The 17,226-nt window shown below is 34.6% G+C and carries 16 protein-coding genes, 1 pseudogene and 2 other annotated features; of the genes and pseudogenes, 1 reads left to right on the top strand and 16 read right to left on the bottom strand.

The genetic code is table 11. The annotated features are described in order from the left end of the window. Positions 1 to 15: 15 nt before the first annotated feature. The 9 genes and pseudogenes from JFU54_RS25830 to JFU54_RS25795 all read right to left on the bottom strand — a co-directional run bounded on the left by JFU54_RS25830 (position 16) and on the right by JFU54_RS25795 (position 10,328). Positions 16 to 837 (bottom strand): peptidoglycan-N-acetylglucosamine deacetylase, encoded by an 822-nt coding sequence (locus tag JFU54_RS25830; RefSeq protein ID WP_201066923.1) that lies wholly within the window; start codon positions 835 to 837, stop codon positions 16 to 18. A 134-nt stretch (positions 838 to 971) separates the two neighbouring features. Then, a pseudogene (locus JFU54_RS30425) lies at positions 972 to 1,232 on the bottom strand (sensor histidine kinase); the annotation flags it as partial. Between the two features lie 62 nt (positions 1,233 to 1,294). After that, on the bottom strand, positions 1,295 to 2,296 hold the full coding sequence (locus JFU54_RS25825) for an LCP family protein (protein ID WP_002064920.1): 1,002 nt from the start codon (positions 2,294 to 2,296) through the stop codon (positions 1,295 to 1,297). Positions 2,297 to 2,655: 359 nt separating this feature from the next. After that, the gene (locus tag JFU54_RS25820; RefSeq protein ID WP_201066921.1) at positions 2,656 to 4,959 is read right to left on the bottom strand and encodes a glycoside hydrolase; all 2,304 of its coding nucleotides are present in this window, start codon (positions 4,957 to 4,959) and stop codon (positions 2,656 to 2,658) included. Between the two features lie 220 nt (positions 4,960 to 5,179). Beyond that, positions 5,180 to 5,392 carry a DUF6366 family protein gene (locus JFU54_RS25815; protein WP_002064918.1) on the bottom strand — a complete coding sequence of 71 codons (213 nt, stop codon included), beginning with the start codon at positions 5,390 to 5,392 and terminating at the stop codon, positions 5,180 to 5,182. A gap of 92 nt (positions 5,393 to 5,484) precedes the next feature. After that, the gene (gene thrB, locus JFU54_RS25810; RefSeq protein WP_016094233.1) at positions 5,485 to 6,378 is read right to left on the bottom strand and encodes a homoserine kinase; all 894 of its coding nucleotides are present in this window, start codon (positions 6,376 to 6,378) and stop codon (positions 5,485 to 5,487) included. After that, positions 6,375 to 7,433, bottom strand: coding sequence for a threonine synthase (gene thrC / locus JFU54_RS25805; RefSeq protein WP_016094234.1), 1,059 nt, complete (start codon positions 7,431 to 7,433; stop codon positions 6,375 to 6,377). The genes thrB and thrC overlap by 4 nt, the downstream gene beginning before the upstream one ends. Then, complete coding sequence (locus JFU54_RS25800) at positions 7,426 to 8,721, bottom strand: homoserine dehydrogenase (protein ID WP_002064915.1); 1,296 nt, start codon at positions 8,719 to 8,721, stop codon at positions 7,426 to 7,428. The genes thrC and JFU54_RS25800 overlap by 8 nt, the downstream gene beginning before the upstream one ends. Before the next feature lie 154 nt (positions 8,722 to 8,875). Next, positions 8,876 to 9,108, bottom strand: a binding site (T-box leader). A gap of 114 nt (positions 9,109 to 9,222) precedes the next feature. Beyond that, positions 9,223 to 9,454: a binding site (T-box leader), on the bottom strand. 235 nt (positions 9,455 to 9,689) lie between these two features. Beyond that, positions 9,690 to 10,328, bottom strand: coding sequence for a pyridoxamine 5'-phosphate oxidase family protein (locus tag JFU54_RS25795; protein ID WP_002064914.1), 639 nt, complete (start codon positions 10,326 to 10,328; stop codon positions 9,690 to 9,692). 81 nt (positions 10,329 to 10,409) lie between these two features. Here JFU54_RS25795 and JFU54_RS25790 point away from each other — a divergent pair, with 81 nt between their 5' ends. Beyond that, a complete protein-coding gene (locus JFU54_RS25790; RefSeq protein WP_002064913.1) occupies positions 10,410 to 11,018 on the top strand; it encodes an NUDIX hydrolase in 609 nt (202 codons plus the stop codon). Between the two features lie 205 nt (positions 11,019 to 11,223). Here JFU54_RS25790 and JFU54_RS25785 read toward each other — a convergent pair whose 3' ends face one another. The 7 genes from JFU54_RS25785 to hitR all read right to left on the bottom strand — a co-directional run bounded on the left by JFU54_RS25785 (position 11,224) and on the right by hitR (position 17,196). Next, positions 11,224 to 11,562 carry an SdpI family protein gene (locus JFU54_RS25785; protein WP_002064912.1) on the bottom strand — a complete coding sequence of 113 codons (339 nt, stop codon included), beginning with the start codon at positions 11,560 to 11,562 and terminating at the stop codon, positions 11,224 to 11,226. Between the two features lie 72 nt (positions 11,563 to 11,634). Then, on the bottom strand, positions 11,635 to 12,465 hold the full coding sequence (locus JFU54_RS25780) for a peptidoglycan-N-acetylglucosamine deacetylase (protein ID WP_002064911.1): 831 nt from the start codon (positions 12,463 to 12,465) through the stop codon (positions 11,635 to 11,637). Positions 12,466 to 12,727: 262 nt separating this feature from the next. After that, positions 12,728 to 13,606: an aminoglycoside 6-adenylyltransferase gene (locus tag JFU54_RS25775; protein WP_002012355.1), complete on the bottom strand. Its 879-nt coding sequence runs from the start codon at positions 13,604 to 13,606 to the stop codon at positions 12,728 to 12,730. A gap of 133 nt (positions 13,607 to 13,739) precedes the next feature. Further along, positions 13,740 to 14,411: an O-methyltransferase gene (locus JFU54_RS25770; RefSeq protein WP_002012354.1), complete on the bottom strand. Its 672-nt coding sequence runs from the start codon at positions 14,409 to 14,411 to the stop codon at positions 13,740 to 13,742. Positions 14,412 to 14,560: 149 nt separating this feature from the next. Beyond that, a complete protein-coding gene (locus tag JFU54_RS25765) occupies positions 14,561 to 15,280 on the bottom strand; it encodes a 3-ketoacyl-ACP reductase (RefSeq protein ID WP_002012353.1) in 720 nt (239 codons plus the stop codon). A 168-nt stretch (positions 15,281 to 15,448) separates the two neighbouring features. Beyond that, a complete protein-coding gene (gene hitS, locus JFU54_RS25760) occupies positions 15,449 to 16,522 on the bottom strand; it encodes an envelope stress sensor histidine kinase HitS (protein ID WP_016103187.1) in 1,074 nt (357 codons plus the stop codon). Next, positions 16,519 to 17,196, bottom strand: a complete 678-nt coding sequence (gene hitR / locus JFU54_RS25755) for an envelope stress response regulator transcription factor HitR (protein ID WP_002031358.1) — start codon at positions 17,194 to 17,196, stop codon at positions 16,519 to 16,521. The genes hitS and hitR overlap by 4 nt, the downstream gene beginning before the upstream one ends. Positions 17,197 to 17,226: the final 30 nt, after the last annotated feature.

Here is a 17,226-nt window from a genome sequence, read left to right as displayed (position 1 = left end):
CTTCAATTCCTCCAATTACATACGGTTATCGTGCCAGAAATTCACTGGGAAGTGATTCTCTTCATGGTATGCCTCAAATTCATAACCTTTTTCTTTTAGACCCTTTAAAATTGCTGGCACAGCAGCAACTGATTGCGGGTGAATGTCATGCATTAAAATGACTTCTTGCGGTTTTGTTGCACCAGCTACTACATTTTGAGCGATTTGCGCTGCCGCTGCATCCACTGGTACTTTATTGTATTTCCAGTCTAAAGAATCAATTGTCCAGTCCCACACTTTTAAACCATCCTCAACTACTTTATTTCGGAGACCTTCATTTAAACCAGGCATCGATCCGTATGGAGGACGTGTTAATTTAGGGGCTTTCCCAATAATATTTGCGATTAAGCCTTGATCTTCTTTCATTTCATTAACATACTCGCCATTTTTATATAACTTCGCAAAATTGTGTGTCATACTATGCATTCCAACATAATGTCCTTCTGCATTTTCACGTTTTACTAAATCAGGAAACTGTTTTACATTCGCACCAATTAAAAAGAATGTCGCCTTCGCATCATGCTGTTTTAACATATTCAATAATTCAGCCGTATATTTTCCTGGCCCATCATCAAATGTAAGGTAAGCAACTTTTCTTTCCTGTCCATTAAAACGACTTGGCGCCGTTTTATTCATTTCAACTTTCGATTGTTCACTTGCAAGCTGCACTATATTTTCTTGCTTCGCAACAGCTTTTGCTGGTGAAGTAATAGATTGAAACATGAAATACCCAATAGCTACTATTGCAATCGCTACTGAAACAACTGCAACTCGTTTAATTTTAAAAGCCTTTTCCATTCTATCGAATTCCTCTCCCTATTAATCTTATATATAAATCACCCAATATAATTATACATCTATTTATTTTATTACACTATATAAACAATCTAAAATATGAATTATAATGGGAGTTTTATCAAAATTGTTGTTACTGCCTCAACAAACTCTTTATTCTTTTCATACCAATTCTTGATTGCACTATGTACAACTTTCAAGAAGATTTGTTTTAACCTGTTTGATCTTCCATCAATTCAATTCGCTTTCAACTTGCAATGAGATGAATTTATTTTCTCTATTTTAGGAGTTAATTACCAAATTCTTCCCTCTAGTATATCGTACAATTGCACCTTTTGTTTATATAAATTAAAATGATTTAACTGTAGACGTGAAAAAACTAGTAGCCCTTCTACTAAAAATAAATGAAGCACTCCATTTCCATAAAAAAAGATTGGCTGAGGCCAACCTTTTTTTATACTTATTCATTTCGAGTTGGTTTTGGTGTAACACCTAAATGCTCATTTAACTTAGTCGAAATATCTTTCACATTTTTTTCGTTTGGAATGTAATAATAAATACCACCAATACGTTTATCCGTTCCTTCTATTTGCATCTTTTCCATTTGCAAATCTGATCCTGCCATATTTTTCGTAATAGCAAGCATATCATCAAACGTTAAGTTTGTTTTCATATTTTTATCAACTGCATCAAGTAGAGAGCCCATTTTACTAATAGATTGAACAGACATTGCTTTTTTCGCAATTGCTTCAATTACAAGTTGTTGTCTTTGACCACGCATTGTATCACTGTCAATTTTACGCGTTCTCGCAAGTGCAAGGGCTTGTTCACCATTTAAATGTTGGAAACCTTTTTCTAAATGAATCATACCTGCTTGGTCTTTACTATCTTGTTCTGTGAAAGTAACAGGTACATCAATATCAATACCACCAATTGAATCTACAATTTGTACAAATGACTCAAAGTTAAACTTCACATAATAATCAACTGGTACATTTAAAAATCTTTCCACTGTATCTCTTGTACTTTCAACACCACCAAATACGTGTGCGTGTGTAATTTTATCTAATTTCTTTCTAGATGGAATATAAACACGTGAATCACGAGGAATGCTTACTAATTTAACGGATTTATCATCTTTATTAATTGTCGCTAATAAAAGTGCATCTGTTCGAACCGCTTCACCATATTGGCTTTTTCTCATTTCGCTTCCATCGACACCCATGATTAAAATCGAAATATTATCCTTTAAAGGTTCCACTTCTTTGTCCCTTTTTGATGACTTATCAATTTTTGCATATGCATCACTTACAACAGCTTTTGCTTTGTTATATATAAACGATCCATATCCTACTCCTCCAAAAACAAGTAGGAAAAATGGAATTAAAATGAACCATTTTATTGATTTTCTTTTAGAACGTTTTTTACTGCTTCTCGTATCTTGTTCTAATTCAGAGCTCATGTTCATTCTCCTCTCTTTCTCTTTTCCTAGTATAATGTATGTCTAGTAATCTTCATATTGAATTTCCTTTCAATCACCTTACATTTTTGTAAGGTTACATCATGAATCCAATATGTATTCCATTTCACATTATACTCTCGTGCTTATTTTTGGCAAGTCACTATTTATCAACTTCAAAAATTTAACACTTCAAAACGTTCAAATTTACAGATTTATCATTCTTTTATTTGCAGGTAGTAAGACTTTCACCTCATAATTTAGCAGGAATAAAAGAGTCAAGTTTGTGCCGTGAAATTTTGATTGGTGATGACTAATAATCAGTGAGGGATAAATCCCCCACTGATTAAAGTTTCACCTTATTATTTCTCATTTGGTGTGTATATCATTTGCTTCCCATTATTATTAATTAAAGCTGATTTTGCTTGTATTTTCGTTTTTTCTATTTCTACATCTTTATTTGAGAAATTCACAATAATTTTAATATCTTTTCCATATGAAGCAGATTGTACTAGCTTATCTTCTGACAGATATGCAAAGTTCGTCATTTCTTCTTTTACTGCTTTTTCATGAACTTCATTCCAAACTTTCAGATGCTGTGTAATTTCTTTTTTATGCTTATTCCACTCTACTTCATCTAAATGGTACAACGGAGGAACATTATACAATAACTCATATAACATACGATTTCCAACTTCATCTTTCACCTTCAAACTTCCCCATTCCCAATGGTGCGTTGTAATAACGGAATCGTTGTATACTAATTTATATAATGGTACCGAATATACTGGATTTAAATATACTTGTTTATATTCTTCTTTCAACGGTACTTGTTTTGCATATTTTTCGGGAACATTTTGATTTGGTGACCAATATCCACCTACATAATACGGGCTTGTTTTGTTTTTTCTCATATCTTCATCGTCCCATTTAATAACTGGCGTTTCAATTCCATGAGCAAATGCAATCGTACTACTCGCAAAATCATTTCCACCCTCAGATCCAACTACCATCCCTTTTTCTTGTGCAATATAATCCATTCGTTTTAATCTGGCTTGTAAATCTTGTTCTTGTGTCGTTATATGTTTTTCTGAATAGTCATCATAAATTTCACCTGTCGCATCACAATCAATAAACCATGAATTATATTTAGGACCATTTTGTAATATATCGTTCATTCGCTCTTTTACACTAGGAAGTGATAATGTCGGATTTAATTTTCGGCCTCTACCTAGAAATCCTTGTACTTTTTCTCCATTTTTCTTCGTTACAGTACCCTCTTCATATAACGTTGGATCATTAAAGGAAGCTGTGTTCCAATTTTTATCACCTTTCTCATGAATAGAATGATAAGAATCATACGGACCAACTAAATATCCCGTTTTCTTAGCTTCTGTAACAAAATTAGGCTGCATATATCCTTGTTCCCAGTTCGGTAGACCAATCCACGCCTTTTCTATCCCGGCCTCTTTCATTTCCTTTAGTATATCCGTTCCATCTGCTTTACCCCATTTACTTACTTCTTCAACTGCATCACCGAGTACTGACTTTAATAAATGTTTATTTAAGCTATACAGCTCTGTCTTCGATAAGTGATCTACACCTTTCTTTAATAACACACTAGCTTCCTGATCAACTTTCGGGAAAATATCCTCTTTATACAATTCCTTCATAGATAATACTTCGTTTGTATAGCGTAAAATAACATTTTTTTGGTACTTATCGATAAAGTCTTGTTTACTCACTTGCTCAAATACATTCAATTCCCCAGGCTCTGAACTATTCTTTTGAATAAGCTCTTTTATATGGCTAAACACTGGGCTATTTATTTGCTCTCTTAACTTCGGCCAATTTACGTTACTTTCTGATAAACCATTTTGATTCCAAAAGTAAAAATGAGCCGCTCCGTAAAGTTTTTCAATTTCTTTATTTTTTCTTGCCTTTTCTTGTAATGTTTTAAATTCACCTTTTTCGACAATATTATCCTTGTACAGTTTAGCAATACTTACTGCATCATTATTTGTCACATATAATTGAAAGCCATATGTTTTATTTTTATTTATACTCGGGAATTCATGTGTAAAATCAAACCCTATTTTCGGATCTGAATGAAATTTCAATTCATTATTAAACATATTGTTCGCAATATATACAATCGAATATTTAGAACCATTTAATGCAAAAAACTTCATAGAAAATGATTCAGCAAATGAATATGCATCATCCTTTAAAAACTTCTTCCAATTCTCATCATTACTTGGAATTTGCTTACCTTCCCATAACGGAAGTGTATAATTTTCAGCTTGCACTTTTGGCCATGTAAAACTTTCTGCACCAGTCGATTCCACTTCAATATTCAAGTGATCTTTTTTCTTTTCTAAATTTACTTTTACTTTTTGATCCGGATATTCCCATGATGTATGATCCTTGTCTTTTTTCAAATTCGATACCTTCATTTTTGGTAACGGTTGTGATGCCTGTTCTTTTACACCATCATGTTCTACAGTTAACGTAAAAGTCTCAGGATTTACATCGTAAGTAAAATCTTTATACGTCGCTTTCTTTATTTTAGACTCTTGTAAAGCATCATTACCTTTTACATCACACCCGACTAAAGTCGAAAATGACAATGTTGTAAGAAGACATATCGCTATCATTTTTTTCATCTTCTGCACCTCCACCAATGAATATACAGGAGGTTTGTTACAGGAATATGGCAAAAAATAATAGAGCTAGCATTATGCTAGCTCTATTATGAGCAAAAAAAATTTACGTATAACTATAATCTGTTTAAAGAAAATATGTAATACAGTGGGACTTTAATCCTTATTTTTTTATTCTCACTAATAATTAGATCAAGCAAATCTAAATTCCATCAAGCTTTCCTTAACTGAAAAAGTAAGTGTATATAATATATCCTACAACTAGCACTAAAATTAATATCCCTGTACCTTTCCAATTCATACCACCTGTCATATCAGCAGGGCTACCTGATTTCGCCCTGTTGAGTCCATCATTCAAAGAACCGGTAGGATTATGTTTCAATTCACTTTGTCTCATGCGTTCTCTTTTTTCTTCTGGTGACTCTTTTGAACTCATATAATCACCTCTAAAATTAATGTTCATTCCGAAAAATCCCCTTTAAAATAGATTCTCCATAACGTAAAGAAAGCTAGCGATGCTAGCTTTCTTTATAATCCAATATGTTCTTCCTTATTTACAGTAGTCCCTTTATGATCAATTTCAAGCTCACATACTTTCATAGCTGCAAATACTCTCGCTAATTGGTCAGCTATTTCTTTACGCTTCTCGTACGGAGTTAAAATAAAAATGGATGGTCCCGCACCACTAAGCGCTGTGCCATATGCTCCAAATTCCTTTGCACATTTACGAATTGATGGTAATAACGGTACAAGTTCTAAACGATATGGCTCGTGGAAATGATCTCGTTCCATCATTTCACCTACAACTTCCCACTTCTTTTGACATAACGCAGCTACTAATACGTTGCTTATCGCACTAGCTTTAACTGCTTCATGAAACGGAAACATCTCTGGTAATACAGATCGACTTTCCTCCGTATTTAGCTCTTCATTCGGAATAAGAGAAATTACGCCTAATTCCTTAATTTCAATCCTTACAACCGAAACATTCTTTCCATCCAGTGCTCCGATTACAGTTCCACCTAAAATAGAAGCAGCAACATTATCTGGATGTCCTTCAAAATTTGTAGCAATTTGAACTTTTTGATCAGTTGTTAAATGTAAATTCCCAAGTTGATTCGCAAGCTCTATTCCTGCTACAATCGCTGATGCGCTACTTCCTAGCCCTCTTGTCAGCGGAATATTACTAGTAACTTCTATTATATAGGGTGATAATGAAGGACATACTTTACATGCCGTGCTAACAATTAAATTTTTATCGTCTGTTGGAATCGAATCGTCAAAAGAATGTATTACTTGCCACTTCTCAGCTTCTCCCTTTACACTCACTTCTAAATATAATGACAAAGCTATTCCAACAGAATCAAATCCTGGTCCAACATTCGCTGTACTAGCAGGAACACGAACTCTTAATGGTATCACGACATAATCACCCCTTTAATATGATCTTTAATTTGTTCTATATCATTTGACACACTTGCAATGTCTAATTTATTAGAAGAAATAGCGATATCAGGATCTTTTAAACCGTTTCCAGTTAATACTGCAACAACTGTTTCGCCTTTTTTGATTTTTCCAGATTGAACATGTTTAATTACGCCCGCTAATGAAGCATTTGATCCTGGCTCTGCGAAAACTCCTTCAGTTTTTGCTAATAATCTATACGCATGTAAAATCTCCTCATCTGACACCATATCTATTTCACCATTAGATTGTTCGGCAGCCTCTACTGCATACGACCAACTTGCCGGATTACCGATGCGAATCGCTGTTGCAATTGTTTCAGGCGCCTCAATTACATGTCCTTTTACAATTGCCGCCGCTCCTTCCGCTTCAAAGCCGTGAATTCTTGGCTTCTTATAGCCTTTTTCTTTCTCGTATTCACAGAACCCTTTCCAATATGCTGTAATATTCCCAGCATTTCCAACAGGGATAGCTAGAACATCTGGTGCGTTTTGCAACTGGTCACAAATTTCAAATGCCGCTGTTTTTTGCCCTTCAATTCGATAAGGATTCACTGAGTTTACTAATGTAATCGGCTCTTCTGCAGCAATATTTCTTACAGCTCTAAGTGCATCATCGAAATTCCCTTCTATTGAAATAATCTCCGCTCCATAAGCAACTGCTTGTGCTAATTTCCCATGCGCAATTTTTCCTTCTGGTATTACGATAATACATTTCATCCCTAGGCGTGCCGCATAAGCTGCAGCTGATGCCGATGTATTACCTGTAGATGCACAAATGATTGCCTCTGCCCCTTCTTCTTTCGCCTTTGCAACTGCCATTACCATACCACGGTCTTTAAAAGAACCTGTTGGATTCGCTCCTTCATACTTTCCGTATAACTGAATCCCTAATTGTTTTGATATATTTAATAATGGAATAAGGGGTGTATTTCCTTCCATTAAGCTGACATCAGGTGTGTTTTCATTCACCGGTAAATACGAAGCGTACTGGTTTAATAGTCCTTTATACATATTGTTTTTCCTCCTCAATAATGTAGTAACTGTTTATTTCACTTGCGACATCTTCTATCGCCCCTAAAACTTGTTCGAATTGATATTTTGAAGTTCGATGCGTCACAACAACGACTTCTGCAAGCTCACGGTTCAAAGGTAATTGAATTACCTCTTTTAAACTCACAGAATAATCAACGAAACATTCTGTTATTTTTTTAAACATTCCAGGCTCATCTCGTAATGAAATGCGCAAAAAGTATTTCGAAACTACTTCTTCATCTCCTTGTAATTCATACGGCTCCGGTTCTTTTAATACACTTTTATTTTTCGGAACTTGATTCATATTTTTAACGATTGAAATAATGTCACTTACTACAGCAGAACCAGTTGGTAACTTCCCAGCTCCAGGTCCGTAAAACATCACTTCTCCTACTGCTTGACCGTGAACATACACCGCATTGAATTCATTATTCACATTCGATAGCGGATGATGACTTGGTAATAAAGTCGGTTCTACACTTAAGTGAATGGATGATCCTTGTTTTTCAGCTTTACCAATTAATTTCATAGTAAATCCTAATTTTTCGGCCATCTCTAAATCTTCTTTTTCAACCTTTCGAATACCTCTAACTTGAACATCATCTAAAGAAACATTCATCGAAAAACCTAAGTTTGCAAGAATTGCTACCTTTCTCGCAGCATCTAGCCCATCTACATCCGCTGTTGGATCAGATTCTGCGAAACCTAATTTTTGTGCCTCCTGTAAAGCCTCTTCATACGACCATCCATTTTGACTCATCTTTGTTAACATATAATTTGTTGTTCCATTTACGATTCCCATTATTTTTTCAATTTGATCTGACGCTAGCCCGTCTGTTAATCCTCTTAATATCGGAATCCCACCCGCTACACTTGCTTCATAACATAAATCACATTCATTTTTATTTGCCAGTTGCAAAAGCTCCGCACCGTATACGGCCATTAAATCTTTATTTGCTGTTACGACATGTTTCTTACTTTGTAAAGCCTTAACAATATGCTCTTTCGCTTCTTCAATTCCGCCCATTACCTCTACTACAATATCAATATTTGAATCATTTAGAACTTCATCGACATTACTTGTTACTACGATTCCATCAATGCAAACATCACGTTCCTTTTCCAAATCACGTACAACGACTGTCTTTACCTTTACTTCATATCCTGTATCAAGAGCGATCTTTCGATAATGTTCTTTCAAAATATGGACAACACCACTTCCGACAGTACCTAACCCTAATACCCCAACATTAATAACCTTATTCATCTTCTAATCTCCTCCTAAAATTTTATTTTTTATCTCTATCAATCACCTTGCTCTGCCATTTTTTCATGCAGGTGGTAGTTATTTCCGTACGTACTAATCGTTTCATGTTACCGCACCTCCTTTCAAAGTAATAAAAAAACACACTCATCCCTAGGAAAGGGACGAATGTGTTTTCGTGGTTCCACCCTTGTTCCAACCCAGATTTATTTCCTTCTAGGTTGCTCAAGTTCAGATAACGGCTGATACCGTCAATAATTACTAGATTACTCGTTCACTATTGAAGTTCAAAGGTGGTAAGATCATTTCTCGTGTTAGGAAGCTCACAGCCTTTGGCTTCCCTCTCTGTAAACCGTAAAAATCATCTCATATCCTTATCGTTACTTTTTCGTTCATGTTTATTTGTTAACTCATTATACTCGCATAAAAAACAAAATCAATAATATTTTTTAATTATTTTTAATTTTCAATCTAATGACTATAAAAAAACACACTCATCCCTAGGAAAGGGACGAATGTGTTTTCGTGGTTCCACCCTTGTTCCAACCTAGACTTATTTTCTTCTAGATTGCTCAAGTTCAGATAACGGCTGATACCGTCAATAATTACTAGATTACTCGTTCACTATTGAAGTTCAAAGGTGGTAAAACCATTTCTCGTGTTAGGAAGCTCACACCCTTGGCTTCCCTCTCTGTAAACCGTAAAAATGATTCCATGTCCTTGTCATTACTTTTTCGTTCATGTCTATTTGTTAACTTATTATAGTTATCAAATTTTTAAAAAGCAAGCCTATTTTTACTAACTATTTTAAAGATAAGTTTTCATTATATTTCACAATAACATTTCATGAAGACTCCTCTTATTACGTATCTTACAACTTCGTAACTTATAAACCAGCAGTTCACATATGAAAATCTCATTCTAAAACGAGAAGTTTCGCTCTTACCTAAACTATATTAATAAAATAATTTTCAATACAATCTTTTCGTATAACTTTCTTCTAAAGAACGTCTAACTTCCTCTTCTGAAGCATTCACTTTCGCATGCTCCATTAACATTTTCGCTGCTGAAGGTAGCTCTGTTTTATTTAACCATGACTCTGTATCCCACATTTTTGAACGAATAAAAGCTTTTGCACAATGAATATAGCATTCTTCTATTTCCAAAACAATTCCAAGTAACGGATTACGTCCATTCGCCTGCATTTCTTTCAAAATTTCTTCATCGTTTGTAATATATGCTTTACCGTTTATTCGGAGTGTTTCCCCAAGACCCGGAATAAAAAAGATTAACCCTACGTGTGGATTTGAAATAATATTTAAAATAGAGTCTATACGACGATTTCCCGGTCTTTCTGGAATAACAATTTTATTTTCATTTAAAACATATACAAATCCAGGTGCGTCTCCCCTCGGCGAAGCGTCACACTCTCCGAATTTATTTGCAGTAGATAATACTAGAAAAGGAGATTTAGACAGAAAATCTACACAATGATGATCAAGTGATGAAATAACTTTTTTCAAAGCCCGTTCACTCGGTTGCCCCAATATTTGTCGTAATTCTTCCTCAGTTGAAATTATTGATTTTATTTCCTTACTCTCTATCTTCATTAATAATCACTCCTTTTTCTTTATTTTCCCAAAATTCAATACAAATATTGTATAATAAAATTTGCAGAAAGGGGAATTAAAATGACAGAGTGGTTAACAATATTTGATCCTGAAAGAAATACACTTGGAAAGAAATTACGTGATGACGTGCATCGTGACGGTGATTGGCACGAAACATTTCATTGCTGGTTTGTAGAAAAAGATGCTGAGGATATGTTCTTATATTTCCAATTACGCTCTAAAAATAAAAAAGAAGCTCCTAATATATGGGATATTACATCAGCTGGACACATTATGCATGATGAAGATGTACAAATTGGCGGTCTTCGTGAAATTGAAGAAGAATTAGGACTTTCCTTTCAAACTACTGATCTAACATACAAAGGAATCTATAAAATAGATTATGAAATTTCAAATCTTACTGATCGTGAATTTTGTCATATGTATTTTCACAATGTAATAAAGCCACTCTCATTTGCACCAGGTGAAGAAGTAGACGATGTGATGAAAGTACATGCAACTTCTTTTCTACAACTATTAAAAAGAGAGATTTCATCTTTTACGGTTATTTCTGTTTTAAACAATAAACCGATAACGATAACATTTGAAGATATTTATCCATATGACCTTGAATACTATGAATTTGTTGTAGAACAAGGAAAAGAATTGCTAAAAAATAATAGTTTGTAAATAAAGTGAAACTTTAATCAGTGGGGATTTTGTTCATCCCCCACTGATTATCAGCCCTCACCAATCGGGCCTTTACGGGCAGTTGATTTCCCACCTAACTTCTTTGCTCCAGCCGAATTTTGCGGTGGGAGTCTTACCGCCCGTTAATGCGGGATAAAATAGGCCTCCCAGCTTAGATTGCCTGGGAGGCCTATTTTATTTCTCATTATGGTTCAAGTCTCTTTAATCTTTTCTCTACTCGCATAAATAAGCGAATGATTAACAATAGCATAACAATCATAATCGCTATCATTGTATGAGGATATCTAAACAATATACTAATAGCACTTCCAATTAACATCATAATGTATCCATTCTGTTTCATCACTTCTGCACTATACTTGTTACCTGCATCCCATAATTCCTTATTTTTCATAGACCGTTTCGTCCGATAACCATATGCTGCGTTAATATCCGTCGGTGGATTTTTTTGAAGAATAAGTGCCGCAAGTATAAATATAATACCAATCAATATGCTCATTCCTATGTTTACTAATGCATCCATCAATCATATCCACCCCCTAACTTACATCTTCATTATACTATACAATCATCCAAATTCCAATTATTAACATTTTTATTTTCTCTCTTTCGATGTTTGGAACATGCTTGGAAGTGTTACAAAACGTGCTCCTTTCGTTTTTAACTGTGGAATGATTTTGTCTAGTGCATCTACAGATCCTTGTAAGTGTCCACCTGGAGTTGAATGCTGAAGTATGACACTACCTGGAAATGAATTCCCTAACACATTATTTGTAATCGTATCAGCACTTACACCTTTCCAATCAACCGTATCAACACTCCACTGTACAATCATAAAATTTTGCTCCGTCGCCCACTTCAATTGATTTTCAAGTATTTCACCATACGGTGGACGTATAAATTTCGGTGCATAACCAGCTAAACGATTTAATATTTCTTCCGTTTTTATAATTTGATTATGGTACTCAGCCTCATTTACTTTCGCTAAATTCGGATGATTATACGTATGATTACCAATTACATGCCCTTCATTCGCGATACGCTTTACTACATTCGGAAACTTTTCTGCATTTTCACCAAGCAAGAAAAAAGTAGCTTTTACATTATATTGTTTTAACTTATCTAAAATTTTTGGCGTAAATACTAAATCTGGTCCATCATCAAATGTAAGAGCTACTTCCGCTTTATTGTATGGTCCTGAAAATGCATACGCATATTTTTCAACCCATATAAATGGCGTCCATGACCCTCGATCCTCTTCTTTTATTTGGGCTTCATAATTTTGAGGAACATGTAATGCGTATGGCATCGCATTTACATAGTCTCCATAATAAAATGAATGATATGGCATATAAGCATACGAAATATTGCGTTCTAGCCCCAAAGGAAATGGAACGAACATTTCTGGCGCATAAAAATAATACATGATAAAAACCTCCCTAAAATTTCATATGTGATTCATCTGCACTTTGTTAGAGAATTTCTTATCAATATATAAAAATAAGACTGTCCATAATTAGGACAGTCTTACTGCTTTATACAATTAATAAAGTGAAACTTTAATCAGTGGGGGTTTTGTCCATTCCCCACTGATTATTAGTTGAACCAATCGGGCATTTACGGGCAGTTATCCCCCACCTAACTTCCTTGCATTCGCTGGATTTTGAGGTGGGGGTTTTACTACCCGTTTATGCGGGATAAATCGATGTACTATCTTTCGGCAAAACTTTCACATGTTTTAAATAGCTTGTCACTTTGTCATCATCATCTTGCGGGTATTGATATCCATATGTGTTAGCAATTTCGTTCGCAACTTCCCTAAATAAATCACCCGTTACAAAGAATGACTCCCATATATTTTCATATTCTGCATTTGAAAAGGTCCTTTTAAATTGCTCCCACATATTTTTTTCAAAATATTGCTCAAAATACTTTCCAAACTTCCCAGTATTAACTGTAAAATTTGTTTTCATACCAATATGCCATTCTAGCATTACGATTAACATATCACGCATTGGGCCTTCAAGCATTCCTTTCGCATAAGAAAGTTCCTCGCGCCACAATCCTTTTCCTACATTTGTACTGCACCACCAAAATTCATTACAGCAATCCAAAAACTCTTTTTCTGTAGGATTTTTTATAACGTAATCTTTATCACTTGCTGGCGGAAATTCTCCAATACAATTGTCTTTATCCAGTAGTAATTTACTTAAACTATCCTGTCCAATAAATTTATTTATTAAATCAACTGGAACTAGCATTAAATCAATTCGATTCCCATCCATGAACTGCATTAAATACGGAAATTTCCCGTCTTTATCAGCTGGAAGTAACGACATTTCTTCCGGCATTTGCACAATCATTATTTCTCCAAATCTATTAATCCAACTATGATTACACGTAAAAGATTGTATATCTTTTACAACATAAATAATATCATAGTCTTGAAAACAATCTTTTTTCACATTTGGATTCACACGTGACCCATTCATGATGACAGCTCGAATTCTTTCATCCTCTTTTGCTGTATTTATAATTAAGTCTAACATTTCTTTTTCAGTTCTCATCTTCTTATAGCCTCCAATTTTTTAATATATAATATAAAGCTATGTAAACTGGAGGTCCACGAGCTAAATTCGTTGTACAAGATACACGTTATAATTTTTGAAACTTCTTTTTCATCCCTTTTTCCTCCTTACATTACTCTGTTACGACTGCCATTACAAACCCATCGTACCCTTTACTTCCTACAGTTTGAAGCGCAGTAGCACTTACACGCGGCTCAGCAGCTATTAGCTCATAGAAATGGCGTATCCCTTGTACACGAGGATCGCTACTAGTATTGTCAATAACTTCACCTTCACGTACTACGTTATCCCCAATAATTACAGTACCAGGGCGTGATAGTTTCAGTGCCCATTCAAAATAAGCAGGGTTATTTTGTTTATCCGCATCTATGAAAATAAAATCAAATGGTTCATACTTCTCATTTTCTATTTGTTTTAAAGAATCTAACGCTAATCCTAATCGTATTTCAATTTTATCATTCAAATTGGCACGCTCAATATTGCTCCGTGCAATTTCAGCATGCTTTTCACTTGCTTCTAATGTAACAATTCGCCCTCCAGATGGCAATACTCTTGCAAGCCATATTGTACTATATCCGCCTAGAGTACCAATTTCTAAAATGTTATGAGCTCCTTGGATTTGTACTAATAGTTGTAAAAACTTCCCTTGCGTTGGCGATACATCATGTGCCGGCAAATTAGCTGAAGCATTTGCTTGAAGAACTTCTTCTAATATAGAATCTTTCGGTATTAATACATCACTCATAAATTGATCCACAGCCGTCCATTTCTCAATCGTACTCATGTAAATACCATCCCCTTAAAGTTTTTAATACTTCTCTACCATTCACATTTAATTATACCGAAAATTCCGTTTCATACACAAAAAATAAAGAAGGGACACCCACTCCATTACAGAATAGATGTCCCTTCTTTGTATTTTATATTTATCCCTTACGGATTAGTAGACCAAAGTCCTGCTGATTTAATAAATGTACGTTTATTTAATTTCAGCTGCGCTACGATAAACTCTGCAATATCTTCCGCTTGCATTACTTTATCAGGGTTTCCATCAGTTAATCCTAAGTCTACAGCCATGTCAGTTGCTACTGTACTTGGTGTTAAAGCTGTTACACGGATATTATGTTTACGAACTTCCATCGCTAACGATTCTGTTAAACCAAGAACACCAAATTTAGAAGCACTATATGCACTTGTTACAGGTGCACCTTTTTGTCCTGCTGTAGATGAAATATTAATAATATCACCAGATTGTTGTTCAATCATACTTGGTAAAGCTGCACGAGTTGCATAGTATACACCCATTAAGTTTACTTGAATGATTTTTTCCCAATCAGCAACTTCTAATTCTAAAAACTTACCGAATTTAGAAATACCAGCGTTATTAATTAAAATATCGATAGATCCTAAACCGTTTTTTAATGTTTCAATTGCAGTAGTTACCTCTTCATATGAAGATACGTCAGCAGTCGCAATAACAGCTTTTACACCTTCTGCTTCTACTTCTTTCGCAACTGCTTTTAAGTTTTCTTCTGAACGAGCTAAAAGACCAACATTTACGCCTTCTTTCGCTAATGCGATCGCTACAGCGCGACCAATCCCTCTACCTGCTCCTGTAATTAAAGCATTTTTTCCTTGTAATAATTCTGCCAAGTGTAACACTCCTTAATCTTCTCAGTTGTTTATTATATTAAAAGTGTAGCTATGTTTATGTAAAAAGGCAATGATGCACTTTTATGTGCGTAGGTTACTTATAGGTAACTATAGTAATGGTAAATGCATTTTTAAAGAAAAATAGTGTTAGAAGGCCTCCTTCTAACACTATTTTTCTTCATGATTTGGAATACGCACAATAAATTCTGTACCATTTCCTTCTACACTCTCAACTTTTATTTTTCCTTGATGAAGGTCGAGTACTTTTTTTACAATTGCTAGACCTAATCCACTTCCTCCATAAGCACGGTTTCGTGAAGAATCCGCTTTATAAAAACGTTCAAAAATATGTTGTTTCTGTTCTTCGGATATACCAATTCCCGTATCATGAATACTTACTTCCAGGAATTCTTTATGTTCTTTTAAATGAATTGTAATCGTGCCACCATTTGGTGTGAATTTAATACTGTTATGAATTAAATTAATCCATACTTGGCTCATACTTTCTTTGTCTGCAGTAACACACACTTTATCCATATCAAGATCTAGCTCAAGTCCTTTTTCATCCCAAAGAGGCTCACTATTTAACACAATTTGTTTCAACTGTTGATCTAATCGATAAGTAGCTCTTTCTGGTGAATACTCCTCTGACTCTAAAAGTGTTAGCTTCAATAAATTTTGACTCAATTTAGATAATCGCGTTGTTTCAGTTTCAATAATAGTAAGATAATGTTTTCTTTTTTCAACTGGTAGATTATCATCTTGTAGCGCTCGAGCAAATCCCTTAATAGATGTTAATGGCGACTGTATTTCATGAGAAACATTCGATACAAATTCTTGTCTCATTTTCTCCATTGCATTAAGTTCATCCGTCATATCGTTAATACTTTTTACAAGCACACCAATTTCACCATCATACTTTTCTTCATTCCGTATTTTTACAGAGAAGTCCCCTTTTGCAATTTTTTGTATCGGTTCAATGATCGTCCAAATCATCGCCTCTCGCTTCGGTCTCATTAAAATTCCGATTAATGTCCAAATAAGAACGATAAAAACAAAGCCGACCATATCACTAATTAGAAAAGTAATAAAAGGCGATACGTTTATTTCAAAAGCTTTCATTACACTAGACGATACAAAAAAGGCTATTGACCAAATTATAGTAAGAAAAGCAAAGAGCGCTACTATCGCCCCCATTACTTTTAACATCTTCATCTTACTCATTCTTTCTCTTTTTCTCATTTACTTACCTCTAAGCGATACCCTAAGCCCCTTATCGTCCTTATACTAAACTTTGATAGCTCTTCTTGAAACTTTTCACGCAACCGATTAATATGAACGTCTAGCGTGCGTTCATTCCCTTCAAAATCATATCCCCATACGTCTTCTATTAATTGCTCTCTTGAACAAGTTCTTCCCGCTTTAGATCCTAATGTAAAGAGCAACTCAAATTCTTTTAGCGGCAGCGTCACCGTTTGTTCTCCAACGTTAACTTCAAATGTTTTACGATTTAACAGTACATTCCCAACTTGAATAGATTGCGATACTGTAATTTGGTAACGTTTCAATAATGCCTTCACTCTCACAACTAATTCTAAAGGATCAAATGGTTTTACAAGATAATCATCTGTTCCGAGGTGAAATCCTTTTACTTTTTGAGATGTTTCACCTTTAGCAGTCAGCATAAGAATTGGGATATCATAGTATTTTCTTAATTCATAACATAAATCAAACCCATCCATATTTGGCATCATAATATCAATAATCGCCATTTCGACTTTCACTTCTTCTATTTTTCGAAGAGCATCTAATCCATCAACGGCCTCATATGTTTGAAAACCTTCTCGTTCCAAAAATACAGAAACAAGTTCTCTAATGTGCGGATCATCATCTACAATTAAAATTTTGGGTATCAAGGAATCATATCCTTTCTGCTTAACATACTT

Origin of the sequence: Bacillus sp. TH19 (genome assembly GCF_016651075.1) — a bacterium.
Classification (GTDB): Bacteria; Bacillota; Bacilli; order Bacillales; family Bacillaceae_G; genus Bacillus_A; species Bacillus_A mycoides.
This window is presented reverse-complemented; position numbering and strand designations above follow the sequence as displayed.

Bases quoted from the DNA above. Each gene is read 5' to 3' on its own strand.
- JFU54_RS25830 (WP_201066923.1), bottom strand. From the start codon at position 837: ATGGAAAAGGCTTTTAAAATTAAACGAGTTGCAGTTGTTTCAGTAGCG.
- JFU54_RS25825 (WP_002064920.1), bottom strand. From the start codon at position 2,296: ATGAGCTCTGAATTAGAACAAGATACGAGAAGCAGTAAAAAACGTTCT.
- JFU54_RS25820 (WP_201066921.1), bottom strand. From the start codon at position 4,959: ATGAAAAAAATGATAGCGATATGTCTTCTTACAACATTGTCATTTTCG.
- JFU54_RS25815 (WP_002064918.1), bottom strand. From the start codon at position 5,392: ATGAGTTCAAAAGAGTCACCAGAAGAAAAAAGAGAACGCATGAGACAA.
- thrC (WP_016094234.1), bottom strand. From the start codon at position 7,433: ATGTATAAAGGACTATTAAACCAGTACGCTTCGTATTTACCGGTGAAT.
- JFU54_RS25800 (WP_002064915.1), bottom strand. From the start codon at position 8,721: ATGAATAAGGTTATTAATGTTGGGGTATTAGGGTTAGGTACTGTCGGA.
- JFU54_RS25795 (WP_002064914.1), bottom strand. From the start codon at position 10,328: ATGAAGATAGAGAGTAAGGAAATAAAATCAATAATTTCAACTGAGGAA.
- JFU54_RS25790 (WP_002064913.1), top strand. From the start codon at position 10,410: ATGACAGAGTGGTTAACAATATTTGATCCTGAAAGAAATACACTTGGA.
- JFU54_RS25785 (WP_002064912.1), bottom strand. From the start codon at position 11,562: ATGGATGCATTAGTAAACATAGGAATGAGCATATTGATTGGTATTATA.
- JFU54_RS25780 (WP_002064911.1), bottom strand. From the start codon at position 12,465: ATGTATTATTTTTATGCGCCAGAAATGTTCGTTCCATTTCCTTTGGGG.
- JFU54_RS25775 (WP_002012355.1), bottom strand. From the start codon at position 13,606: ATGAGAACTGAAAAAGAAATGTTAGACTTAATTATAAATACAGCAAAA.
- JFU54_RS25770 (WP_002012354.1), bottom strand. From the start codon at position 14,411: ATGAGTACGATTGAGAAATGGACGGCTGTGGATCAATTTATGAGTGAT.
- hitS (WP_016103187.1), bottom strand. From the start codon at position 16,522: ATGAGAAAAAGAGAAAGAATGAGTAAGATGAAGATGTTAAAAGTAATG.